This window comes from Coprococcus sp. AM97-35 (assembly GCF_027697525.1).
Taxonomy (GTDB): Bacteria; Bacillota; Clostridia; order Lachnospirales; family Lachnospiraceae; genus Allocoprococcus; species Allocoprococcus comes.
Genome location: NZ_JAQESL010000015.1, coordinates 20,287 through 44,845 on the forward strand (window position 1 = coordinate 20,287; position 24,559 = coordinate 44,845).

Annotated in this window: 22 protein-coding genes; 16 read left to right on the plus strand and 6 right to left on the minus strand. The window is 42.4% G+C overall.

The annotated features are described in order from the left end of the window. Positions 1 to 59: 59 nt before the first annotated feature. The 13 genes from PG840_RS11105 to PG840_RS11165 all read left to right on the plus strand — a co-directional run bounded on the left by PG840_RS11105 (position 60) and on the right by PG840_RS11165 (position 13,807). Entirely contained in the window at positions 60 to 770 is a 711-nt protein-coding gene (locus tag PG840_RS11105) for a TraX family protein (protein WP_270203233.1), read from the plus strand. 100 nt (positions 771 to 870) lie between these two features. Further along, complete coding sequence (locus PG840_RS11110) at positions 871 to 1,653, plus strand: GDSL-type esterase/lipase family protein (protein WP_270205470.1); 783 nt, start codon at positions 871 to 873, stop codon at positions 1,651 to 1,653. Next, positions 1,650 to 2,144, plus strand: a complete 495-nt coding sequence (locus tag PG840_RS11115; protein WP_270205471.1) for a DUF4358 domain-containing protein — start codon at positions 1,650 to 1,652, stop codon at positions 2,142 to 2,144. The genes PG840_RS11110 and PG840_RS11115 overlap by 4 nt, the downstream gene beginning before the upstream one ends. 21 nt (positions 2,145 to 2,165) lie before the next feature. Beyond that, positions 2,166 to 3,563, plus strand: a complete 1,398-nt coding sequence (locus PG840_RS11120; RefSeq protein ID WP_270205472.1) for an MBOAT family O-acyltransferase — start codon at positions 2,166 to 2,168, stop codon at positions 3,561 to 3,563. 141 nt (positions 3,564 to 3,704) lie between these two features. Next, on the plus strand, positions 3,705 to 4,772 hold the full coding sequence (locus PG840_RS11125) for a DHHW family protein (RefSeq protein WP_055249146.1): 1,068 nt from the start codon (positions 3,705 to 3,707) through the stop codon (positions 4,770 to 4,772). A 12-nt stretch (positions 4,773 to 4,784) separates the two neighbouring features. Continuing rightward, complete coding sequence (locus PG840_RS11130; RefSeq protein ID WP_117835494.1) at positions 4,785 to 5,561, plus strand: pseudouridine synthase; 777 nt, start codon at positions 4,785 to 4,787, stop codon at positions 5,559 to 5,561. Between the two features lie 16 nt (positions 5,562 to 5,577). Beyond that, on the plus strand, positions 5,578 to 7,539 hold the full coding sequence (gene ligA, locus PG840_RS11135; RefSeq protein ID WP_270205473.1) for an NAD-dependent DNA ligase LigA: 1,962 nt from the start codon (positions 5,578 to 5,580) through the stop codon (positions 7,537 to 7,539). A gap of 50 nt (positions 7,540 to 7,589) precedes the next feature. Further along, entirely contained in the window at positions 7,590 to 9,023 is a 1,434-nt protein-coding gene (gene clpX / locus PG840_RS11140; RefSeq protein ID WP_055158510.1) for an ATP-dependent Clp protease ATP-binding subunit ClpX, read from the plus strand. 251 nt (positions 9,024 to 9,274) lie between these two features. Next, complete coding sequence (locus PG840_RS11145; RefSeq protein ID WP_117824175.1) at positions 9,275 to 10,531, plus strand: cation:proton antiporter; 1,257 nt, start codon at positions 9,275 to 9,277, stop codon at positions 10,529 to 10,531. A 102-nt stretch (positions 10,532 to 10,633) separates the two neighbouring features. Then, positions 10,634 to 12,322, plus strand: a complete 1,689-nt coding sequence (locus PG840_RS11150; RefSeq protein ID WP_270205474.1) for a S8 family peptidase — start codon at positions 10,634 to 10,636, stop codon at positions 12,320 to 12,322. 32 nt (positions 12,323 to 12,354) lie between these two features. Continuing rightward, complete coding sequence (locus tag PG840_RS11155) at positions 12,355 to 12,642, plus strand: hypothetical protein (protein ID WP_270205475.1); 288 nt, start codon at positions 12,355 to 12,357, stop codon at positions 12,640 to 12,642. 2 nt (positions 12,643 to 12,644) lie between these two features. Further along, on the plus strand, positions 12,645 to 13,112 hold the full coding sequence (locus tag PG840_RS11160) for a signal peptidase II (RefSeq protein ID WP_270205476.1): 468 nt from the start codon (positions 12,645 to 12,647) through the stop codon (positions 13,110 to 13,112). 203 nt (positions 13,113 to 13,315) lie between these two features. Continuing rightward, positions 13,316 to 13,807: a DUF2798 domain-containing protein gene (locus PG840_RS11165; protein ID WP_270205477.1), complete on the plus strand. Its 492-nt coding sequence runs from the start codon at positions 13,316 to 13,318 to the stop codon at positions 13,805 to 13,807. Positions 13,808 to 14,074: 267 nt separating this feature from the next. On the opposite strand, the gene PG840_RS11170 is transcribed toward PG840_RS11165, so the two are convergent. Next, a complete protein-coding gene (locus PG840_RS11170; RefSeq protein ID WP_022220860.1) occupies positions 14,075 to 15,439 on the minus strand; it encodes an MATE family efflux transporter in 1,365 nt (454 codons plus the stop codon). A gap of 2 nt (positions 15,440 to 15,441) precedes the next feature. Next, complete coding sequence (locus tag PG840_RS11175; RefSeq protein WP_270205478.1) at positions 15,442 to 15,885, minus strand: MarR family winged helix-turn-helix transcriptional regulator; 444 nt, start codon at positions 15,883 to 15,885, stop codon at positions 15,442 to 15,444. A gap of 285 nt (positions 15,886 to 16,170) precedes the next feature. Here PG840_RS11175 and PG840_RS11180 point away from each other — a divergent pair, with 285 nt between their 5' ends. Next, positions 16,171 to 17,721, plus strand: a complete 1,551-nt coding sequence (locus PG840_RS11180; protein ID WP_117835485.1) for an L-glutamate gamma-semialdehyde dehydrogenase — start codon at positions 16,171 to 16,173, stop codon at positions 17,719 to 17,721. Between the two features lie 206 nt (positions 17,722 to 17,927). Here PG840_RS11180 and PG840_RS11185 read toward each other — a convergent pair whose 3' ends face one another. Continuing rightward, complete coding sequence (locus PG840_RS11185) at positions 17,928 to 18,791, minus strand: YitT family protein (protein ID WP_117824170.1); 864 nt, start codon at positions 18,789 to 18,791, stop codon at positions 17,928 to 17,930. Positions 18,792 to 19,033: 242 nt separating this feature from the next. Between PG840_RS11185 and PG840_RS11190 the strand changes: the two genes are divergently transcribed. After that, positions 19,034 to 19,969: a D-2-hydroxyacid dehydrogenase gene (locus PG840_RS11190; RefSeq protein ID WP_118198516.1), complete on the plus strand. Its 936-nt coding sequence runs from the start codon at positions 19,034 to 19,036 to the stop codon at positions 19,967 to 19,969. A gap of 66 nt (positions 19,970 to 20,035) precedes the next feature. On the opposite strand, the gene PG840_RS11195 is transcribed toward PG840_RS11190, so the two are convergent. From PG840_RS11195 to pepT, 3 genes are all read right to left on the minus strand, one after another. Then, positions 20,036 to 21,388 (minus strand): DUF4367 domain-containing protein, encoded by a 1,353-nt coding sequence (locus PG840_RS11195; RefSeq protein WP_181988890.1) that lies wholly within the window; start codon positions 21,386 to 21,388, stop codon positions 20,036 to 20,038. Further along, on the minus strand, positions 21,369 to 21,908 hold the full coding sequence (locus tag PG840_RS11200; protein WP_118217458.1) for an RNA polymerase sigma factor: 540 nt from the start codon (positions 21,906 to 21,908) through the stop codon (positions 21,369 to 21,371). The genes PG840_RS11195 and PG840_RS11200 overlap by 20 nt, the downstream gene beginning before the upstream one ends. Before the next feature lie 455 nt (positions 21,909 to 22,363). After that, a complete protein-coding gene (gene pepT, locus PG840_RS11205; protein ID WP_270205479.1) occupies positions 22,364 to 23,584 on the minus strand; it encodes a peptidase T in 1,221 nt (406 codons plus the stop codon). A 327-nt stretch (positions 23,585 to 23,911) separates the two neighbouring features. On the opposite strand from pepT, the gene PG840_RS11210 reads away from it, so the two are divergent. Next, positions 23,912 to 24,496, plus strand: a complete 585-nt coding sequence (locus PG840_RS11210; RefSeq protein WP_118217460.1) for a 50S ribosomal protein L25 — start codon at positions 23,912 to 23,914, stop codon at positions 24,494 to 24,496. Positions 24,497 to 24,559 lie beyond the last annotated feature (63 nt).

Sequence of the window (24,559 nt, forward strand, 5' to 3'; positions counted from 1 at the left end):
TCTTGAGATATGTATAAGAATTTGATACAATACGGGAAAGAAGAAGGATGGATGACAAGATGAAAATAGAATTAAACCGGGATCAGATCAAATACATTGCAGTGTTTACTATGCTGCTCAATCACGTTGCAAATATATTTCTGCAACCAGGAACCTTTGCCTGCGAAGCGCTAAAGGATATCGGTTATTTTACAGCACCGGTCATGTGCTGGTTTCTGGTTGAAGGATACCGTTATACAAGGTCAGTAAAAAAATATGCCGGAAGACTGTTGATCTTTGCTGTCATTTCACAGCTTCCGTATTATCTGGCATTTGCGCGGAATCATCTGGCACCGTGGTATACTTTAAATATGATATTTACACTTTTTCTGTGTCTGTGTCTGATGATCGCAGAGGAAAAAATATCAGATCCGGGAAAGAAAAGTCTGGTTGTACTGGGAATTATAGCAGTAAGCAGTATCTGTGACTGGGCAATTCTGGCTCCATTGTATACGCTTTGGTTTTACCGGGCAGGAGAGGATCCAAAGCGCCGGAAAAAGGCTTTTTTTATTGCAGCACTTGTTCTGGGGATTACGGTGACAGCAGAACTTCCGGGAGTTGCAGGAATCGCAGCGGGAGCAGGGGCAATGATTGCAGTACTGGCAGCGGGAGTCTGTGTTTTGGTATTTTATAACGGAAAAAAATCACAGAAACATTTTCTTGTGAAAAAGTATTTTTTTTACGTGTTTTACCCTGCACATTTGGTGATTTTGGCATTATTAAAGATTTGACTTTTATAATAGAAGAAAGTAAAATGAATAGGTTAGAGTATTTATCACATGATTCAATGAAAATGAAACTCATATTTTAATAAAAGATAGGATGCATAGCATGAAGAAAAGAACGATGGAGAAAGAACATCAGGCAGAAGAAAGAAGAAAAAAAGTTCTGATGGAAATTGCAGGAGCGGTTGTTGTACTGACGGTAATCGTAAGTATTGGTCTTTCGCATCTTGGAACAGATAAGGTGAATACATCAGCAGGAGTAAAAGCAATCAAGAAGTTAGAAAAAGCAGATGTATCTGAGGTGGAGACCAAAATTTCAAATATTGAGAAAGAAGAAAAACAGGCGACAGAGGACTGGCAGAACCGTCCGTTGTCCGAAAAATTTGCGCATGCGGTGATTCTCGGAGATTCGATCACAACCGGTTTTACCGTATATGATGTGCTTGATACTTCTAAGGTTGCAGCGGAAAAAGGAATGCACCTTGATCAGACCGGTGATCTGATCAGGACAGCAGCAGAGTTAAAGCCGGAAGTCCTCTTTCTGGCACTTGGACTGAATGACATTTCCGGAACAGATGGAGATACAGATGCATTTATTGAAAAATACAAAGCGGTACTTGCAAATGTGCGTGAGCAGATGCCCGATGCAGTGCTCTATATCAACTGTATTCTTCCTGTTTCCGCTCAAAAAGAAGAAGAAGAGCCGGTTTATGCCAAGATTCCGGATTATAATACCGCACTTAAAGCAATGTGTGATGAAGAAGGAATTACATTTATCGATAATACAGAGATCGTAAAAGATGAGTATTATGAGCAGGATGGCGAGCATATGAAGGCGGAGTATTATCCAATCTGGGCAGAACATATGGCGGAGGTGGCCGGAATATGACAAAGAAAAAAGGGGAATTTACAGTTCTGCGTAATATCAGAGCTGGGATGGTAATTATTTTGCTTATCTATATCGGTCTGATCTTTCAGTCTAAGGGAGACAGCGATACACCGTTTGCAGATGTACAGAAAGCGGCTGTGGATGCGGCAGATGACAAGAACATGACACTTGCCGGAACCCAGGAAATCAAGAGATTCTATGGGATCAATCCAAAGGATTATGAAGATATAACACTGTATTATACGAATGAAACAATGGGAGTCAACGAGCTCCTTCTGGTGAAAACAAAGGACGAGAATGAGGCAGAGGCAGTTGAAAAAGCCGCAGAACAGCGAAAAAAGACACAGCTCGATAATTTTGAAGGATATGGGGCCGAGCAGGTAAAGCTTCTGGATGCTTCGATCATTAAGACGAAAGGTACATACGTGCTTTTTGTTATTTCACCAAAAGCTGAAACTGTAGAAAAGGCGTTTACAAAGAGCCTGAAGTAGATAAAAGGAAACGAAAAAGTTATGTTATTTAGTAGTCTGGTATTTTTGTTTACATTTTTGCCAATTACACTGTTGGTATATTATTTGGTGTCGCGTAAGGTAAAAAATGTGGTACTTTTGATCGCTTCCCTCATATTTTATGCGTGGGGAGAGCCGGTCTATATCTTCCTGATGCTGATTTCCATTCTGTTCAATTATTTTTGCGGAATGGACATTGCATTAAAAGCAGGAAGAAAATCGCAGGTGCGCAGTCTGATCTTTACGATCGTTGTAAACCTGTTTATTCTTGGATTTTTCAAATATTACGGATTTATCGTAACAAATTTAAATGCGATCCTTCCGTTCTATATTCCATATAGAAAACTGGAACTCCCAATCGGAATTTCTTTCTATACTTTCCAGACATTGTCTTACATCATTGATGTATATAGGGGAAATGTAGACGTACAGGTAAATCTGATTGATTTCGGAACCTATGTTACAATGTTCCCACAGCTGATCGCAGGTCCGATCGTACAGTATGCAGATGTGGAGAGACAACTGCGTGAAAGAAAGGAATCACTGACGAAGTTTGGATACGGTGCCTGGTTCTTTGTGATGGGACTGGCAAAGAAGGTGCTTTTGGCGAATACGATTGGTTCGATTTATGAAAATATCGCGGCGATGGATGGAATGTCAGTAGTGACTGCGTGGCTTGGATGTCTTGCCTACACTTTCCAGATTTATTTCGATTTCAGCGGTTATTCGGACATGGCAGTCGGACTTGGAAAGATGTTCGGATTTGAGTTTATGCAGAACTTCAATTATCCGTATATTTCCAAAAGTGTTACCGAGTTCTGGAGAAGATGGCATATTTCGCTGGGATCATGGTTCCGCGAGTATGTGTATATTCCGCTTGGAGGAAACAGGGTAACGGTTCCGCGGCATTTACTGAATCTTCTGATTGTATGGTTCCTGACCGGTCTCTGGCACGGGGCAAGCTGGAACTTTGTAGTATGGGGGCTCTTCTACGGAGTGATCCTCATTACTGAAAAATATTTTACAGGAAAAATACTTGCAAAGCTGTCGGGGGCAGTCCAGACACTTTACACAATGATTCTGGTCATGCTCGGCTGGGTACTGTTCTTCAGCCCGACACTCGGAAGCGCACTTACCTGGATCGGCAATATGTTCGGACAGGGTGCAACCGGATTTATGGATAGCCAGGCATTGTATCTGATCATGCGAAACTGGCTCTTCTGGGTGGCAGGGATCATAGGAAGTACACCGTTTATGCATCTGCTCGGAAAGCGGCTGGTATTTAATGAAGAAAGACCGCATACGGTTCTGGCAGGCTGCCTGATGACAGGACTGTTTGTACTGTGTGTGGCATATCTGGTGACAGAAAGTTACAATCCATTTTTATATTTTAGATTTTAAGGAAAGACAATGGTAGAAAGAAAGAATAATAAACAAAAAAACAGAACAAAGTATTTTCTGCCAGGAGGGAAAAAACAGATCCAGGCAGTATGTGCGTTTTTATTTTTGGGAGTCCTTATTCTCAGCTGCGGAGTAAACCTTATGCATAAAGACAGGCAGATGTCAGAAAAAGAAATGCGTATGCTGGCGCAGAAACCGGAAATTTCTCTTTCCGGAATTGCTTCCGGAAGGTTTATGGAGCAGTACGAGGAGTATGTATCGGATCAGTTTGCAGGAAGAGATACCTGGGTAAGAATTAAGACATTCGCGGACAGTGTGGCGGGGAGGACAGAAGAAGGTGGTGTTTTCAAAGGAAAGGATCATTATCTGATGGAAGATGTTGCTGTGGCAGATGAAAGTGATCTGAAAGAGAATCTGGATGCAATGAAGAATTTTAAAGAGCGTTATCCGGATATCCAGATGCATATGATGCTGGTCCCGAATGCGGCAAATGTTATGGAGGACAAGCTTCCGGCATTTGCGGTGACTGCCAGTCAGAGCAGACAGATCAGCCGTGTAAAGGCAGAACTTGGAGATTCTTATGACTGGATCGATGCAGAAAAAGTATTGGATGCTCACAAGGATGAAGCAATTTATTATCACACGGATCATCACTGGACTTCTCTTGGTGCATGGTATGCATTCCAGGGAGCAAAGACGCAGCTTGGACTGGATAAGAGTGAAGAAATTAAGATGAAAGCCTATGCGGTATCGGATTCTTTTAACGGAACGTTATCCGCAAAGAGTGGATATGAGACAGATTATAAGGAACCAATCTATATTTATCTGCCAAAGAGTGCGGATGCACCACAGGTTGCAGTCAATTATGTGGAAGAACAGAAAAAGAGTGCTTCTATGTATGATTCATCCAAACTGGATGAGAGAGATCAATATTCCGTATTCTTCGGTGGAAATCATGCAATGATCGATATCCAGTCAACACAGACAGAAAAACGCAGACTTCTGGTGTTCAAAGATTCATATGCAAACTGTTTTCTTCCGCTTCTGGCTCCGTATTACCGGGAAATCGTTGTGATCGACCCTCGTTATTATACCGGTAAATTAAGTTCTGTGATGTCAGATAAACAGTTTGATGATGTGCTGTTCCTGTATAATGCCAATACATTCTTTGAAGACCGGATGCTGGCGGGGGTACTGGATGAGAATTAACAGGAGAAAAACATGGCAAATAAAATAGAAAAGCAGTTTCTGGACACGGAAAATAAAGGACCGGTCCGGCTGAACAAATATTTAAGTGAAGCTGGTGTATGTTCCAGAAGGGAAGCGGACAAACTGATAGCAGCCGGACAGGTGACGGTTGACGGTGTGCGTGCAGAGACCGGAATGAAGGTAGAGCCGTGGCAGGTTGTCCGGATTGGGAAAAAGCAGGTATCCAGACAGGAAGAGATGATCGTGCTTGCGGTCAATAAGCCACGTGGAATTGTCTGTACTGAGGAAAGACGGGAGAGAGACAGTATTGTACGATTTCTTAACTATCCGGTACGGATTACTTATGTAGGACGTCTGGATAAGGATTCGGAAGGACTGCTTCTGATGACGAACAACGGTGACATTATCAACCGGATGATGCGTGCGGCAAATAAACATGAAAAAGAATATAAAGTTACAGTTGATAAGCCGGTAACAGATGAATTTCTCAAGGAGATGGCGGGTGGTGTCCCAATCCTGGATACTGTCACAAGACCATGCCAGGTGGAAAAGCTTGGAAAATATAAATTTAAGATCATTCTGACACAGGGACTCAACCGGCAGATCCGCCGGATGTGTGAGGTACTTGGCTACGAGGTAAAGGAGCTTCGGAGAGTGCGGATCATGAATATCGAACTTGGTAATTTAAAGCCGGGAGAATACCGGAAGGTTACGGATCAGGAACTGAATGAACTCTATGAGCTGATCAGGGATTCAAAGTCAGAGCCGACACCGTGGAACAATAATTAAAAGTGTGGATTTGGATATGGATAAGATGAAAAGGATGCAGGAGCTGGTAGAGCTTCTGAATAAAGCCGGAAAAGCTTATTATCAGGATGCGCAGGAAATTATGAGCAATTATGAGTATGATGCGCTGTATGATGAACTGAAAGGTCTGGAAGAAGAGTTGGGAACCGTTATGGCTTCCAGTCCGACTGTGAATGTAGGATATGAAGTATTAAGTGAGCTTCCGAAAGAACGTCATGAGTCACCGATGCTTTCTCTTGACAAGACAAAAGAAGTGACAAGGCTGAAGGAATTTGTTGGAGACCAGACGGCTGTGATCTCATGGAAGATGGATGGTCTGACGATTGTTCTGACCTATCGTGACGGCGAGCTTTTTAAGGCAGTTACAAGAGGAAATGGAGAAGTCGGTGAGGTCATTACCAACAATGCGAAAGTATTTAAAAATGTGCCGCTTCATATTCCGTATAAAGGGGAACTGATCCTGCGAGGGGAAGCGGTGATCGGTTACAAAGATTTTGAGCGGATCAATGAAGAAATTGATGACGTGGATGCAAAATATAAAAACCCACGGAATCTGTGCAGTGGTTCTGTCCGCCAGCTGAACAACAAGATCACGGCACAGAGAAATGTAAAATTCTATGCATTTACCCTGGTACGTGCAGAAAATGTGGATTTCCACAATTCCAGAAAAGAACAGCTTGACTGGCTGGAACAGCAGGGATTTGATGTGGTGGAGCATTATCTGGTGACAAGAGAAGAACTGGATGAGAAGGTTGCATTTTTTGCAGAAAAGATCGTAGAAAATGATTTTCCGTCAGATGGTCTGGTCCTTGTATATGATGACATTGCGTATGGGCAGTCGCTTGGGAGAACGGCAAAATTCCCACGTGATTCTTTTGCTTTCAAATGGGCAGATGAGATCCGAGAGACGCACCTTCTGGAGATTGAATGGAGTCCGTCAAGGACAGGGCTTATTAACCCGGTAGCGATCTTTGAACCGGTAGAGCTGGAAGGAACAACGGTAAGCCGTGCAAGTGTACACAATTTAAGTATTATGGAGGAGCTGCATCTGGGAATCGGGGATACGATCGAAGTCTATAAGGCGAATATGATCATTCCGCAGATCGCGAAGAATCTGACCGGCAGTGACAATATTGAGATCCCGAAAGTCTGTCCGGTTTGTGGTGGAGCTACGGAGATCCGTCAGATGAATGATGCAAAGTCGTTGTATTGCACAAATCCGATGTGTCAGGCAAAAAGAATCAAATCCTTTGCATTGTTTGTCAGCAGGGATGCACTCAATATTGACGGGCTTTCTGAGGCGACACTGGAGAAATTTATTGCGAGAGGATTCATTCACAAATACAGAGATATCTTCCATCTGGATTCCTATCAGGAAGAAATTCAGACGATGGAAGGCTTTGGAGAAAAATCCTATGCGAACCTGATCGCAAGCGTGGATAAGGCGAGAAGCACAACACTTGCTAAAGTGGTATATGGACTTGGGATTGCAGGAATCGGTCTCGCAAATGCAAAACTGATCTGTCGCCATTTTAAAAATGATGTGGAAAAAATGACAGGAGCATCTGAAGAAGAACTGAGTGATATCCAGGGTGTAGGTCCGGTGCTTGCAGCGGCATTTGTAAAATATTTTGTATCAGAGGAAAGAAAAAAGGAATTTAAGCTCCTTCTTGGAGAACTGGAGATCCAGCCGGAAGAGATGGCAGAAGAACAGAAATTTGCAGGTATGAGTTTCGTTGTCACTGGCAGCGTGAATCATTTTGCAAACCGGAATGAGGTAAAAGAACTGGTTGAGAAGATGGGTGGAAAAGTGACCGGATCTGTAACGAAGAAGACAAATTATCTGATCAACAATGATGTAGAGTCTGCTTCTTCCAAGAACAGAAAGGCGAAAGAACTTGGAGTGCCGATCATTTCAGAGGAAGAGTTTATAGAACTTGCAGGGGTGGAAATCGAATAAGAAGGACAGAGGAATCGTCTGAATACGACCGAGAAAAGGAGGACCAGCCAATGGCAGAAAATGACCAGAAGGACAAGACAGTTGAGAAAGTAACCGGTGAGGTAGAAAATACAGACAAAAAAGAAAATAATGAAGACCGCTATGAAAAGGTCTGCTTCATCTGTCACAGACCGGAGAGTGTGACCGGAAAGATGATCGATCTTCCGAACAATATCTGCGTGTGTCCGGACTGTATGCAAAAAAGCTTTGATGCAATGAACAATATGAATTTTGGCGGGATGGATTACAGCCAGTTTATGAACATGGGACCGATGATGGGATTTGGAGACATGGATGCACAGATCCCGAAGAGCCAGCGTGTGAAAAAGAAAAAGCCGGAAGAAGAAAAAGAACCGATCCTGAATATCAAGGATATTCCTGCTCCGCATAAGATCAAAGCGAAACTGGATGAATATGTAGTAGGACAGGAATACGCCAAGAAGGTAATGTCGGTTGCTGTATACAATCATTATAAAAGAGTGGCAACGGATACAATGGATGAGATTGAAATCGAGAAATCCAATATGCTGATGATCGGACCTACCGGCTCTGGAAAGACGTATCTGGTAAAGACACTGGCAAAACTTTTGGATGTGCCGCTTGCAATTACAGATGCGACCTCTCTTACCGAGGCCGGCTACATAGGGGATGATATTGAAAGTGTAGTATCAAAGCTCCTTGCAGCTGCGGACAACGACGTAGATAAGGCGGAACAGGGAATTATCTTTATCGATGAGATCGACAAGATTGCGAAGAAAAAGAATACCAGCCAGAGAGATGTCAGCGGAGAATCCGTACAGCAGGGAATGTTAAAGCTGTTAGAAGGCAGCGAAGTGGAAGTGCCGGTAGGAGCCAACAGTAAGAATGCGATGGTTCCGCTCACTACAGTCAATACAAAGAATATCCTTTTTATCTGTGGCGGTGCGTTCCCGGATCTTGAGCAGATCATCAAGGAAAGACTGATGAAGAATTCTTCTATCGGGTTTGGAGCGGATCTGAAAGACAAATATGATCATGATAAGAAAATACTGGAGAAGGTGACGACAGAAGATCTGCGTAACTTCGGAATGATTCCGGAATTTCTGGGACGTCTCCCGATCGTATTTACGCTTCAGGGACTGGATGAAGAGATGATGGTTCAGATATTAAAAGAGCCGAAAAATGCGATCCTCAAGCAGTATCAGAAGCTTCTGGCACTGGATGAGGTCAATCTGAAATTCGATGATGGTGCACTTCATGCGATCGCAAGAAAGGCAATGAAGAAGGATACCGGAGCCCGTGCACTGCGTGCGATCATTGAAGAATTCATGCTGGATATTATGTATGAGATTCCGAAGGATGACAGCATCGGGGAAGTGACGATCACGGAGGCATATATCGAAGGAACCGGAGGACCGCTGATCGAGCTGAGAAGCCAGTCTGTACCAAGGCTTGAGCATCATTAAGTATAACAATAACCTGAGGATTGCGAGGGTGCAAAGCACGTAGCAATCTGGTATCAAAGGGGTCAAAATACCTTTTGCCCCAACATCATAACCTTCATATATCAAAAAAACATGGCGATCATACAAAAATAGAATGGGAAATATCCGTAAATTTAAGATTTACGGGTATTTTTTTGTTGAAAAATTGTATTAAAAGGTGTACATTAGACAATGTGTCTAAAAAAACAAGATATAAATAGGAGAGAGAGAGAATGGAGACTTATAAGTATTTACTGGATCTTGCAATTATTTTACTTTGTACTAAAGCACTTGGTCTTGCGACCAGAAAGGTACAGATGCCGCAGGTTGTAGGGGCACTTCTTGCAGGAGTTCTTCTTGGACCGGCGATGCTTGGGATCTTGACAGAGACAAGTTTTATACATAACGTTGCAGAGATCGGTGTTATCGTGCTGATGTTTTGTGCAGGTCTGGAAACTGATATACAGGAATTGAAGGCAAGTGGAAAAGCATCCTTCGTTATTGCACTGATAGGTGTTATCGTTCCACTGATCGGCGGTTATGCGACTGCAATGTTCTTTAACCGTCCAGGTGTGATCACATCCGATGCATCCTGCAGCGTATTTCTGCAGAATATCTTTATCGGTGTTATCCTGACAGCAACTTCCGTAAGTATTACGGTAGAGACATTAAAAGAACTTGGTAAATTAAAAACCAAATCCGGAAATGCGATTCTTGGAGCTGCGATCATTGATGACGTGCTTGGTATCGTTGCACTGACACTGGTAACAAGTATGGCAGATGAATCGGTAAAGATTTCAGTTGTATTACTGAAGATCGTTGCATTCTTCGCATTTGCAGGTGTGATTGGATTTATCTTTTACAAGGTATTTAAAAAGTGGACAGATCAGGCGGAAAAGGGACTCAGACGTCATGCGATCATGGCATTTGTATTCTGTCTGCTGATGGCTTATGTGGCAGAGAAATTCTTCGGTGTTGCAGATATCACCGGTGCATTTATCGCAGGGCTGATCATTTCCAATACAAGTAAATCTGATTTCGTGCTGAAGAAATTTGATACCATGTCTTATATGCTGCTTTCACCGGTATTTTTCGCAAGTATCGGACTGAAGGTAGAACTTCCGAAGATGAGTACTGCAATTGTAGGCTTTGCAGTGGTTCTTACCATTGTTGCAATCCTGACAAAGATCGTTGGCTGCGCCCTTGGTGCGAAGATGTGTGGATATAAGAATTATCAGTGTGCACGAATCGGTGTCGGAATGATCTCCCGTGGTGAGGTTGCGCTGATCGTTGCCAGCAAGGGAGAAGCACTCGGTATGATGGGCGGCAATTTCCTCGGACCGGTTATCATTGTGGTAGTGATCACGACGATCATCACACCAATTCTGCTGAAGATCGTATTCAAGAGCGGTCCGAATGTAAGTACCCTGGAAAAAGGAAAAGAAGTGACTTCCTTCTACGAGGATATTGAAAAGAAACGTACCGAATAAAGAATGGATATGGAGTGCAAAATGCGTAACCGTCCAGTATCATAGTATAAGAAAGAACAATCCCTCATATATTTTCCAAAAGAAAATATATGAGGGATTGTTATGCCACAGGAAGAATGTAAAGAAAAGATTCTGTCGGAAGAATACAGGGATTTTATGATGAGGGATACCGGTGCTCTCGGGGAAAATTTTCCTTTGGAAAACGGATGCCGGATACCGTTAAAATACGGTTTTGAGCTTCTTTATATTGACCAGAGTGAAGACAGAAAAAAGCCACTTGGCGATTATCCGTATACAATGGTTCCGAAGTGCTATACAACACTGGATATGGCAGCGATCCAACAGGCGGGAATTGCTGCGGTTCAGAATCTGACTGGTCTGGAATTAAGCGGTGAAGGAGTTCTAGTTGGGATCATTGATACTGGGATCAACTATCTGGATCCCATTTTCCGGAATCTGGATGGTTCGACCAGGATCCGGCGAATCTGGGATCAGGAAGAACAAAGTGGAACAGCGCCCCGGGAAATCGGATATGGAAGTGAATATACGAGGGAACAAATCAATCTGGCGATCCAGAGCGAGAATCCAAAGGAAACCGTTCCGTCATTTGATACGGACGGACATGGCACTTTTGTTGCAAGTGTGGCATGCGGAGGGGCAAATCCGGAGAATCTGTTTATTGGGGCAGCGCCGGAGGCAGAGATGGTGATCGTGAAGCTGAAGGAGGCAAAAGAATATTTACGGGAGTACTATTTTGTAGACTGTGATGCCAGATGCTATCAGGAAAATGATCTGATAGCGGCGGTTTTTTATCTGCAGAAGGTACAAGAAGAGCTGAAAAGACCATTGGTGATCTGTCTGGCAGTTGGAACAAGCTTTGGAGGACATGGAGGATATTCAATCCTGTCAGAGTATCTGCAAAATGTGGCGGCGAGCGAAGGAATCGGGATTGTGACCGGAAGTGGCAACGAGGCAGATAAAAGGCATCATTATCTGGGAATTCTGGAACAGGAAAATAATCAGCCGGTGGAGATCAATGTAGGGAATAATACCAGAGGCTTTGTGATGGAACTATGGACAGAACTTCCGAATCTTCTGGCACTTTCTATCGAATCTCCAACAGGACAGACAATAGGACCGGTCTCGCTCAGACGGGGAATAGGAGAATATGTGTTTGTATTCGAGCAGACCAGGGTAATATTTAATTACCGGGTTCTGGTAGAGACGACCGGGGCGCAGCTGGCATTTTTTCAGTTTGACAGACCGGGAAGCGGAATCTGGAAGATTATACCGGAAACACTGGAGCTGGGGAATGGAATCTTTCATATCTGGCTTCCAATGGAAGAGTTTCTGACGGGAAATGTCTATTTTATCCGTGCAAATCCGGAATATACGGTGATGGAACCAGGGGATACCGGGGCGGTGGTCTGTGCAGCGTACTATAATGGAAAGGAAAATAGCATTGCAGTCAGTTCGGGAAGAGGTTATACTAGAGATAACAGAATCAAACCGGATTTTGCTGCGCCGGGGATCAATGTGACAGGGATCAATTTAAAGGGGCAGTTTGTTGCAAGATCTGGTTCCAGTATAGCAGTTGGAATCACTTCCGGAGCACTGGCACTTTTTATGGAGTGGCTGGATAGGCATGGAGTGAATCTGGATGCATCACAGATGAAGAATCTGCTGATATTGGGAGCTTCACGGAAGACAGACATGAATTATCCGAACCAGGAATGGGGATATGGAGCATTGAACCTTTACCGTACTTTTGAGCAGATCAGGCGGTTCTGAAAAATACGCAGATGCGAAAGGGGAAAAAGTAAATGAGTGATTTTTTTGATACAATAGGAAAGCGGATTTCAGATACCGTGGATGATCTTGGAAAGAAGGCAGGAGATACGATCGATATTCAGAAAAAGAAAAATGAGATCTATGGTCTGAAGCGAGATAGCGAGCGGGATATGACAGAGATCGGACGATTGGTATATGAGCGTTTCAAACAGGGGGAAGTGGTAGATACCGATTTTATCGCACTCTGCGAAGCAATCGAAAAGCGTGGAGAACAGACAGAGGTATGCAAGCAGGAAATCGCGCGAATCAAAGGAGAATAATTATGGAAATCCTGAGCATTTTAACCGGAGCTTTTGTTGCCGGGGTCGATCTTGGAATTAAAAAATATACTGAAGAAAATGTAAGAGACGGGGAAGAACGCCGGATTTGGAAGGGAAAAGGAATCTACCGCAAAGTCCACAACAAAGGTCTGATGATGAATCATTTGGATTGCAGACCAAAGCTGGTAAAAGGCATGTCGGCGGCAGCACTTGGAATCCTGTTTTTCTGGGAGCACCTTCTTTGGAAAGAACCGGGACGCAAACTGGCAAAGCTTGGAACATCGCTGATGCTGGGCGGAGCAGTTGGTAATACTTATGACCGTTTCAAAAGAGGTTATGTGGTCGATTATCTGTCTCTGAAAACAAAGAACAGGAAACTCTCGGATATCACTTTTAATCTCTCGGATCTGGCTCTTTTTGCAGGAGCGATCCTGACGGTATGGAGTTCTTTATTTGGAAAAAAGAGATAAAAATGATTCAATGTATCTGAAAAAATACTTGACTGTTTTTAAAGAGTTGAGGTATTATAAACCTTGCTGATATGGCGTTGTCTGGCATATGCCATATAGAAAAAAGAATAGAATCTCGGTTATATTGGAAACGATACATTCCTCCGGAATGATGAACGAACAACACATTTTCTGTTACGCTTATTATGAAGGAGGATATTTTTATGCCAAAAAACAAATTTCAAGACGTTATTTTCACAATTATCATGGTGTTCGTGATGGTTTATACCATGATCTGTTACAACATTGCTCTCAACGTAGGAGGAATGAACAACCAGGTATTTTTAAATGCATTCCACGAGCTGGTCATTATGGGGCCAATTGCATTCATCCTTGATTTTTTCCTGATCGGACCATTTGCAAAGAAAAAAGCATTTTCCATTGTTAATCTGGAAAGAGATAATAACTTTCACCTGGTGATCGCCATTTCCGTAGTATCCATCATCGGAATGTGTCCACTTATGAGCCTTGCAGCAACCCTGCTCTTCAAGAATGCGGGAACTCAGTTCATATCCGTCTGGTTCCAGACCACAGTAATCAACTTCCCGATGGCATTCTTCTGGCAGCTCTGCTTCGCCGGTCCACTGGTAAGAAAGATTTTCGCATTATTATTCCCAGAAAAAGAAACCAGGCTCGCTGACGGTCAGGAGGCCTAAGCCTATTAAATTAGTGTAAAGAGTAAATCTATTTGAATATATATCCCATTGTTTATGGCTCCAGTTCAACACCCGGTCAAAGAAGTAAAACTCAGTCAACAACGTAAATAAAAAATAATCCCTGGTAGATGCGTCTTTGCACGATGGAAACGAGACTTAATCAATTGTGGAAGCCATTGCTGACACAATTGATGCTTTGAAAGGCTCGTTGGAATGGTTCGTGCAACTTAGCAGCTACCAGGGATTATTTTTTATGCCCTCTTGCAACTACCCCTCAAGTTCTTTCAACACTTTCCTAAACTGAAACGTAAACAAAACTGTCGTGAAGGATACAGCCAGGAAGTCTGCAATCGGTTCAGCCATATACACTGCATTGGTCTTGTTCCCGGTCAGAATATGCGGCAGCAGATAGATCAGTGGCAGCAACAGGATAAATTTACGTGTAACAGCGACAGCAATCGAAGCCTTTGCTTTTCCGAATGATGTAAATGCCATCTGGCATGCGATCTGGATTCCGAAAAGCAGCAGGCAGGCACAGTAAATCCGGAGTGCTGATTTAGTAAAACCAAGCAGTGCAGAATCGGAAGTAAACATTTCTGCAAACACCTGAGGGAAGAGCATAATAAATGCCCACAGAATTGTGGAATAACAGAGGCTTGCTGTTAAAAGAAGCCTGAAAGCTTTTTTTACACGATCTCTGTTTTTTGCACCGTAATTATAGCTCAGGACTGGTTGTGCACCCTGTCCAAGACCCTGCAGTGGCAGCATTGCGAACTGCATGACACTGGTAAGGATCGTCATGGCACCAACTGCGATATCTCCTCCGTATTTCAGCAGAGAAGAGTTGAAACATACAGAGATGATACTCTCACTAGCCTGCATGATAAATGTGGCAAGCCCGAGAGCGACACAAGGAAGAATAATCTCCGGTTTCAGGATGAGATTCTTTTTCCGGATGTGCAGGATCGTCTTTTTTCCGCAAAGGAAAGAAAGAACCCAGATGCAGGAGACTGCCTGTGACAGAATTGTGGCAAGCGCAGCACCTCTGACACCCAGATGGAATGCAAAGATAAACAGCGGATCCAGAACAATGTTCATCACTGCTCCGATCAGAACAGAGAGCATACCTGTTTTGGCAAAGCCCTGTGTGGTGATAAACATATTCATGCCAAGGGTAAGCTGGACGAAAATAGTGCCGACAGCGTAAATGTTCATATAATTTACAGCGTATTCAATTGTATTTTCACTGGCACCGAAGGCAAGAAGAAAAGTACGGTTACCAAACAGCAGGATGACTGTCAGGATTATAGAAATCAGAATCTGCAGGAAAAAGCAGTTACCCAGAATATGTTCTGCAGTATTAAGATCATTTTTTCCCATTGCAATCGAAGCATGCGGTGCACCACCGCCTCCAACCAGTGCGGCAAAAGCGGAAATGATCATAATCAGTGGCATACATACACCGACTCCGGTAAGGGCAAGTGCCCCATTACCAGGAATGTGTCCGATGTAAATACGGTCAATAATGTTGTACAGCATATTGATGAGCTGTGCGGTGATCGTCGGAAGCGCCAGCCGGAACATCAGCTTTCCGACGGGTTCAGTACCCAGAAAATCTTTGTCTTTGTTCATGTCTAATAATCTCCTTTGTGATAAATAGTTGCTACGTTTGATGCCAGACGTTCATTCAGCGAGGCGAACATCTGGAATTCTTCTAATGAAAATCCGTCAAACAGATTGTGGTAAAAAGCAGACTGAAACGTGTCGATTGCTCCGGTAACATTTTCGCATGATGGCAGCAGGGAAAGATGCGTTTTCCTGCGATCCGTCTGGTCTGCTGTTTTTGAAAGAAGCCCCTTCTGACATAAAAGATCAACTGCCTGGGATACATTCCCTTTTGAGAGCATCCGTAGCTCGACGATATCACCTGCGGTATCTTTTGTGGGGTTATTATGTAAGAAAGCAATGATCTTAGCCTCGATCAGCGAGAGATCATACTGGCGGCATAATTCTTTCAACTTCTGTTCATGCATTTTACCAATTCGCTGCATTAATACAAGCAGATTTGTAATGTTCATCCATACACCTCCGTTTTTTAATAAAAAAGAATGTGCCTTGACACATTCTCGCGCCGAGCGCAGTCACTTAAAAAATGGTTCTAAAAAGAACAATTTAAATAATATCTTATATCAATTGAGATAAAATGTCAATAGAACGAAAATATGCAAGTTATTTGTTAAAATATAAACGGTATAATTGTATACGAAAATACATTTTTTTACTTTAACATATTGACGTGGAGAAAATTTGCTGTTACAATAATAAACAATTTATAGACCATAGTTCAAGGAGGACATAAGTACATGCTTACAGGATTTAAAAACGCAGTAGAAGTTGATTTCACATTGGAAGAAAATAAAAAGAAAATAGAAGAAGCATTCAAACAGGCTCATGCAGAAGCAGGTGCTGTTTACCCGCTGATCATCGGTGGAAAAAAAGTTGAGACAGAAAAGAAGATCGCTTCTGTATCACCGGCTACAAAGGAAGTACTCGGATATGCATGCTCATGCAGTAAAGAACAGGCTGATGAGGCAATTAAGGCATCTTACGAAGCATTCAAAAAATGGAGCCTGACATCTGTAGAAGAAAGAGTACGTGTATTAAGAAGACTTGCAGCACTTCTGATCGAGAACCGTTTCATCATGGATGCATGGAACGTCCTTGAAAGTGGAAAGAACTGGGGAGAAGCTGACGGAGAACTTTGCGAACAGCTTGACTTTATCAATTCTTATGTGATGCATATCCAGAATCTGGAAAAAGGAAAAGAGCTGGTTCCTACAGATGAACTTACAAAATGCGTTTACATCCCGATCGGTGTAGGTGTGGCTGTTTCTCCATGGAACTTCCCACTCTCACTGTTTGGTGGAATGATCGTATCGGCAGTTGTTACCGGTAACACGATCTGCTGTAAACCGTCTTCAGACGCTCCGATCGTTGCATACAAATTCGTAGAACTCTGCCAGAAAGCTGGTATTCCGGCTGACGTAGTAAGTTACATTCCAGGATCAGGATCTGAGATTGGTGACTTCATCGTAGAACATCCGCTTACAAGATTTGTAAACTTCACAGGATCAAAAGCAGTTGGATGCAGAATCAATGAACATGCAGCCAAGATCGCTGACGGACAGAGATGGATTAAACGTGTTGTGGCTGAGATGGGTGGAAAGAATGCAATTATCGTAGATTCAACAGCAGATATCAAGAAAGCAGCAAATGGAGTTGCAAGCTCTGCATTTACATTCCAGGGACAGAAATGCTCTGCATGCTCAAGAGCAATTGTTCTGGCAGATGTATATGATGAGTTTGTAGATGAAGTTGTAAAATGCGCAGCAGAACTGAAGGCAAACCAGGGATCAGGCGAAAGCAATGCAACGATGGGACCGGTTATCAACCAGGGCGCTTATAACAGCATTACAAATTACATCGAGATCGGACGTAAAGAAGGAAATGTTGTATTCGGTGGTACATACAGTGACGCAGAAGGATATTATATTGATCCTACTGTAATCCGCGATATCAAGAGAGATGCAAGAATTGCCAATGAAGAAATCTTTGGACCAGTCCTTGCTGTTATCAAAGTAGATTCTTTTGATGAAGCACTTGATGTAGCAAACCAGACAGAATATGGTCTGACAGGATCTGTATACAGTGAGACACGTGAAAATATCCAGAGAGCAAAAGTAGAATTCCAGGTAGGTAACTTATACTTTAATAGAAAATCTACAGCAGCAGTTGTACTTCAGCATCCATTTGGTGGATTTAACATGTCCGGAACAGATGCGAAGACTGGTACAGCAGATTATCTGACAAACTTCATGAATCTTAAATCAATCACAGAAGATCTGAATTCATAGGAAGAGCCGGACTTAAAAAAGGACAGGGAATCAGAGTGTGTATAAAAGCGAAGTATTGGCTTGGCAGATTATAGAAAAACAGGAGGCTTGTGTAAAAAGACACATGAGCCTCCGGTTTTTATTATCAGGAATTCTATTTTTGATGCAAAGTGTCCAACAAGTGATACGGATGATTTGCTTAGCTGTCTGAAAAAGCTGACCGCAATTTACTCATCTTTAAATCCTTCACCCACTACATCATTCGATTCCATGATTACAAGGAAGGATTTTGGATCAATCGTTTTGATCAGCTTGCGGATTCCGTACATTTGCTTATTGTTGCAGGCGCACATTATGATGTGCTTATCATCTTTGGAATAACTTCCCATACCATTTAAAATTGTAGAGCCGCGTCCGAGAACTTCATCGATTTTGAAGCAGATTTCAGTACTGTGCTCGGGATCGGTTACGATCAGGGCAAGCTTTCCTTCATCAATTCCGTACATAACTTTATCCATAACAAGAGAGAGCAGATAGCTGACGATCAGACCGTAGATCAGACTGTCCACGTCACGGGATACAATTACGGTTCCGAGGATCACAATTACTGCATCCAGTGCAAATGCAATATTTCCAAGGGAAAGGTGAGGATTCAGTGCTTTGATCGACATCATGATAAAGTCAGAGCCTCCGGTTGAAGAATCCCGCATATAGATCATTGCATAACCAAGTCCGGAAAGGACACCGCAGCAGATGGCAGAAAGAAGTCTGTCACCCTGATAAACCGGGAACAGCGGTGCGATCGCGTCCATGATTATGGAAGTAATGATGATCGTCCGGACTGAATTCAGGAAAAATCTGCGGCCCAGAAGCCGAAAACAACAGATGGCGATCGGGATGTTAAGGATCAGGGCAACAGTACCGATCGGCAGTCCAAACAACTGGTAAAAGATCAGGGCGATTCCGTTTACCCCTACCATCGGAAACTTTGCGGCGGCAGCAAAATTATAGACACCGACAGCGATCAGGATTCCTCCGATAATATCAGTTGCGATATCTTTTGTAAGTTCCAAAGCTTTGTTCTGATTCATGATAGTATCCTCCTTGATGTTGATGGAATGTGATTTATAAAAAGCGAAGGCTTGCCAGAAAGACCAAAAAAAACATCTGCTAATTATATCAGGATATAATCGCAAATGCTCTTCATTTCTTTAGTATACGCGCCATAGGATAAGAATGTCAACGGTTGTTTGGGTTGTATCCGTAAAATAAATTTGTTATGATAATGAACAGGAAAAGTTGCAAATTACAGTGATAAAGTGAGGGACAGATTATGAAAATAGTTTTTTTAGATGTAAAAACAATTGGAGAAGATATTGATCTTTCTGGATTTGACAGGCTTGGTGAAGTCGTAAAATACGATTTTTCTACATCAGAAGAAGTAACGGAAAGAGTTCAGGATGCAGATGTGATTATTTTAAATAAAGTACAGGTCAATGAGCAGACGATTGGAAAAGCAGAGAAGTTAAAGCTGGTATGCGTGACGGCAACGGGGACCAACAATCTGGATAAAGAATATCTGGAAAAAAGAGGAGTTGCATGGAGAAATGTAGCTGGCTATTCGACAGAAACGGTGGCACAGCACACTTTTGCAATGCTTCTCTATCTGCTGGAAAAGATACGTTATTACGATGATTATGTAAAAGAAGAGCGTTACATCAATGATACAATATTTACGCATTTTGCAGAGCATTTTACGGAGATCAGTGGCAAAACCTGGGGGATCATAGGCCTGGGAACAATTGGCCGGAGAGTTGCGGATATCGCAAAAGCATTTGGAGCACAGATTATTTATTACTCGGCATCAGGGCGTCCGGCGCAGGAAGGTTACGAACAGGTAGATCTGGATACATTGCTTGCAAAATCTGACATTATATCCGTTCATGCACCGTTAAATGAACATACAGAGGGCTTAATGGATAAAGCAGCATTTGCAAAAATGAAAAAAACCTGTATTTTCCTGAATCTCGGACGTGGTCCGATCGTAGTCGAGCAGGATCTGTATGAGGCACTTGAAAATGACGAGATAGCTGCAGCCGGACTTGACGTACTTTGCCAGGAGCCGATGAGTGAGACGAATCCGCTGCGAAAAATAAAAGATAGCAAAAAACTGCTGATTACACCACATGTAGCATGGGCGAGTGTAGAAGCAAGGACAAAGCTGATGGGGATAATACTGGGACAGGTAAAAGAATATTTTCAAATTTAAGAAACCGGAGTTGGCGCATGGATTTTAGTGATATGCGGCAACTCCGGTTTTGTTTAAAATATTCGTTTACTTGTAAAGAGTCACAAACTGTCCAATCTGTCCGTCAAAAGAGGTATTGAGACAAAGCTGATCCAACAGATCTTCATCGACAATATAACCAAGATGGCAGGTGATGGTCTGTCCTTTTTCAAGACTGGTGAAAAAGTAATGATGGTCAGAGTTGTCGGAGCATACAGAGGCATCAAAATAAATTGGATAATTGATAACATCTTTGTATGTTGGATTATCGAACAATGCATTGTTATAATATCCGTCTGGATTTTCGGACGGAATGGTCAGATCATAATTTACACAGGATTCCGTATCGGAAAAAGGATTGTCGGATGGATTTGTAATCTCAAGAGTTACATATAATAATTTTCGATGAATCTGTGCAGTACCTGTTTGTGTATTGAGCGAGTCGGTTCCATTTCCGACCTGAATAATAGCACGATTATATGATATAAGATCTCCGTTGTCGTTAATCGAACCATCTGGAAGATTTTTACCATTATCAGTAAAGAAATCTGCGTTAAGTGAACGGATATTATCAAAAGCTTCTACTTTTTTAACAGTCATCTGATAGCCACAGGTTTCGTCGGTCCAGGTATCATTTACTTTAAGCCAGGTAGTCTGTAGTGCTTTTGGTGCAGCTGCATCTTCAGCTAATTCCGTTTTAAGTTCGGACAAAGAACCTGCAAAGGTAGCGTCAGAATCTGTAGCAGGCGTAAGTGTCACACCAGAAGCAATCTTTTTCGCTTCTTCATTGGTGATTGCATTTCCCATATTGATTTCAACAATATAGCCTGAATCCTGGAAGACGACGTAGGCATCCTTATCAAAGACTCCAGAAGAGTCGAAAGTCATCAGAACCGCATCATTTCCATTGGCATTAAATTCTTCACGAGAAGTCATATAGGAGTGCGAAAATGTAAAATCATCGGTATCCATCTTGTAGAGAGAAAATACAGTACCATGTGAAGAAGATTCTGTATCAGAAGGGACATAGTACTTGTCAGGTCCACGGTCTGAAGCAGCAATACTTCCATCAGGTAAATAAGTTGGAGTCAGCTTTACCGGAGAAAATACAGTATCTTTTGAGGTAGTCGTTAGAGAAAGATCACCGCTGTATGTTCCGGTACTGTTGTAATGCATTTGAAGCAGTCTGTCAGCTGCATATGCGGTTGCGGGAAGGAGGGAAAGGGCAACGATGGCAGCGGCAACACGGTAAAGATGGTTTCGATGCCGGTTATGTTCACTTTCCGAGACAGCATGCAGTAAGTTCTGCTTTTTTCGGTTATAGTTATCGGAAAAAGTGTGATCCATATTCATAGAATCAAATTCTTCAAGGCTTATTTGGTCAAATTTTTTGTTTTGCATACATATCATCTCCTATGATCAATCTGAGTTTTTTCAATGCTCTTTGCTGACGTTTCCGAACCAGAGATTCGCCGATTTCAAGGACGGAAGCTGTTTCTTTTACCGAAAGCTGGTGTACACAGCGGAACAGGATCACATCGCGATAAGAGTCGGGAAGTTTTCCAAGGATCTGCTCAAGGACAGAGTCACCGGCAAGACGGCTGACCAGCTTCATAATATCATCACGCTCATCAGCAAAATCCATATCTTTGATTGGAACCGTTGCATTGGACGTTATTTGATTTTTCCGGTACTGATCGAGGGAAGCACTTTGAATCGTCTGAAGAACATAGGACCGTGTTTTTTCATCTTCCAGATCCCGAAGCTTTCGTATATTCTTAAGCAACCGTACAAAAGCATCCTGCACCGCATCTTCAGCCTGCCACTCATTCCTCAGAATCGAAAAAGCCACCGCATACATCTTCTGCTCATACAACTCATACAATCGTTCCAACTTCTCACTGTCAGAAAACTCACGCATATAAAAATAACACCTTCTTTCATATCTTTATTGAACGTTCTATAAATAAAGACGAAATACAACCCTGAAATGTGACACTTTGAATAAAATATCCATTTAATGTAAAAAACAACAGCATAAAAATAAAGCTACATAACATAAAACTGAATAACCTGCAATATGGACATCCTAACCAAAAAAATTCACTTGAGCCTGGAACTCTTATCCATATATAAAACTTTTCGACAGTACAAGAAGAAATAATACAATAGGGATCACAGACATTTGCAGGAATCCTAAGCATCTTAGTCTGTAGCAGATTTGCGTTAGTAAGAAAAATGACACTGTCTGAGCGCCAGCGAGTTTGTCATTTTTCTTACTGCTTTTAGCAAATTTACTACAGACCTAGATGCTCTTGGATTCCGAAACGTCTGTGATCCCTATTGTATTATTTCTTCTGTCCGTCAGACAACCCTTTACATCTCCGCGTATAATTTCACAAGCTCAACTGCGATATCCACAGCCTTGTCCATTCCTTCTGCCGTGATGTGTTCATATGGTCCATGGAATGCATGTCCCCCTGTTCCAAGGTTCGGGCAAGGAAGTCCCATAAAGCTGAGCTGGCATCCGTCTGTGCCGCCACGGATCGGAAGCACAAGCGGTGCAACACCCGCATTTTCACAGGCTTTCTTTGCATTCTCAATCAGATGCATGCATCCGGCAATAATCTCAGCCATATTCTGGTACTGGTCAGTAATCATAAGCTTCACAGTGCCTTCTCCCCATTTTTCATTGAGGTTCTTTTCAATATGGCGAAGAGTTTCTTTTCTGGCTTCAAACAGATTCTTGTCATGATCTCTTACAATATAATGAAGCTCTGCTTTTGCCACATCTCCACTCATACCGGTCAGATGGTAGAATCCTTCATAATCCTCCGTTTCACGTGGGATTTCAAGTCCTGGAAGCATGTTATTGATTTCAGCGGCAACCAGGCACGCATTGATCATCGTATCCTTGCTGGAACCGGGATGCACAGCAAAGCCGGTAATTTCAAAATCTGCCTTGCATGCATTGAAATTTTCATACTGAATTTCGCCTTCGGTATCGCCATCCAGAGTGTAGGCAAACTGTGCACCAAATTTTTCCACGTTAAAATGATCAGTTCCACCACCGACTTCTTCATCTGGTGTAAAAGCGATTGAGATCGGTCCATGAGGAATATTTTCTTTGATCAGTGCTTCAGCCATGGTCATGATCTCGGCAACTCCGGCTTTATCATCGGCACCAAGAACAGTTGTACCGTCTGTTGTGATCAGGGTGCGTTCGGCAAGAGATGGAAGATGCGGGAAATCTTTTACGGTAAGGGTACGTCCGCTTGTGCCAAGCGGCAGATCACCGCCATCGTAGTTCTTGTGTACGACCGGGATGATGTCATGGTCACAGTAATCGGAAACGGTATCCATGTGTGCGATAAATCCGATAGATGTTTTATTCTCGTATCCCGGTGTGGCAGGAATCTTTCCATATACATAACAGAATTCATCCAGACTTACGTCAGAAATCCCTAGGGCAGTCATCTCATCTGCCAGAATACGTGCCAGGTCGAACTGACACTGGGAAGAAGGAGAAGTCGTACTGTGTTCATCACTTGGAGTACGGACTACTACATAATTTAAAAGTCGTTCATATGCTCTCATAATAAAACCTCTTTTCATTAACATTTCTTATCCGAGTATAGCATTTTGCAGGTGAATATGCAATTGTGGCAGCAGGTTCTTTTTTGGTGTGAAATTTAACATAACGTAAGAAAAAACCAAGGGATGAAAATGTGAAAATTTTTGAAAAATGAAAAAGTAAAAAATAAAAAATTGCACAAAACAAAGAAAAAAGTTTGAAAAACAGCAAAAATATTGGTTAAAAAAGATGTGATTTTGGTTAATCTTGATAATTCATGAGTGCTATAATACAGCTGTAACAAGGAAATAGGTACTTTACCAGAAGTCAGTGATTGGAGGAAAAGATAAATGAATACTTTAAAAGCTGAAAAAAGAAACATGCAGACAAAAGCCAAAAAACTCAGAAGAGAAGGTTATGTAACCGGCAATGTATTCGGACGTGAGATTGAAGGCTCCATTCCGGTACAGATGACACAGAAAGAAGCGGAAAAGTTCCTGAAAGCTAATGGCAAAGGAAGCCAGATCATGCTGGATTTGGACGGAGAGCAGATGGATGTGCTGGTAAAAGAAGTCGATTATGATTCTATGGGTTCAAAAGTACTTGAAATAGATTTTCAGGCACTGGTAAGTGGAGAAATGGTACATTCTGTAGCAGAAGTTGTGATCCACAATCAGTCAAAGGTTGTCACAGGTGTTGTGGAGGAACTGCTTGGTGAAATTGAATACAAAGCACTTCCATCTGCACTTGTTGAAAAAGTAATTGTTGACGTTGGAGATTTGAAAGTTGGAGAAACCATTAAAGTCAAAGACCTTGACATTGCAAAGGATAAAGATGTCAAACTGATCACAGATCCGGAAGCAGATGTAGCAGGTGTGGCTGCCGTTCATAATGATGTTCCGGAAACAGATGAGGAAGAAACAGCAGCTGAATAAAAAGATTTTGTAAAAAAGGCGGACGCTTTGCAGAAAGAACTGCAAAGTGCCCGTTTTTTACTT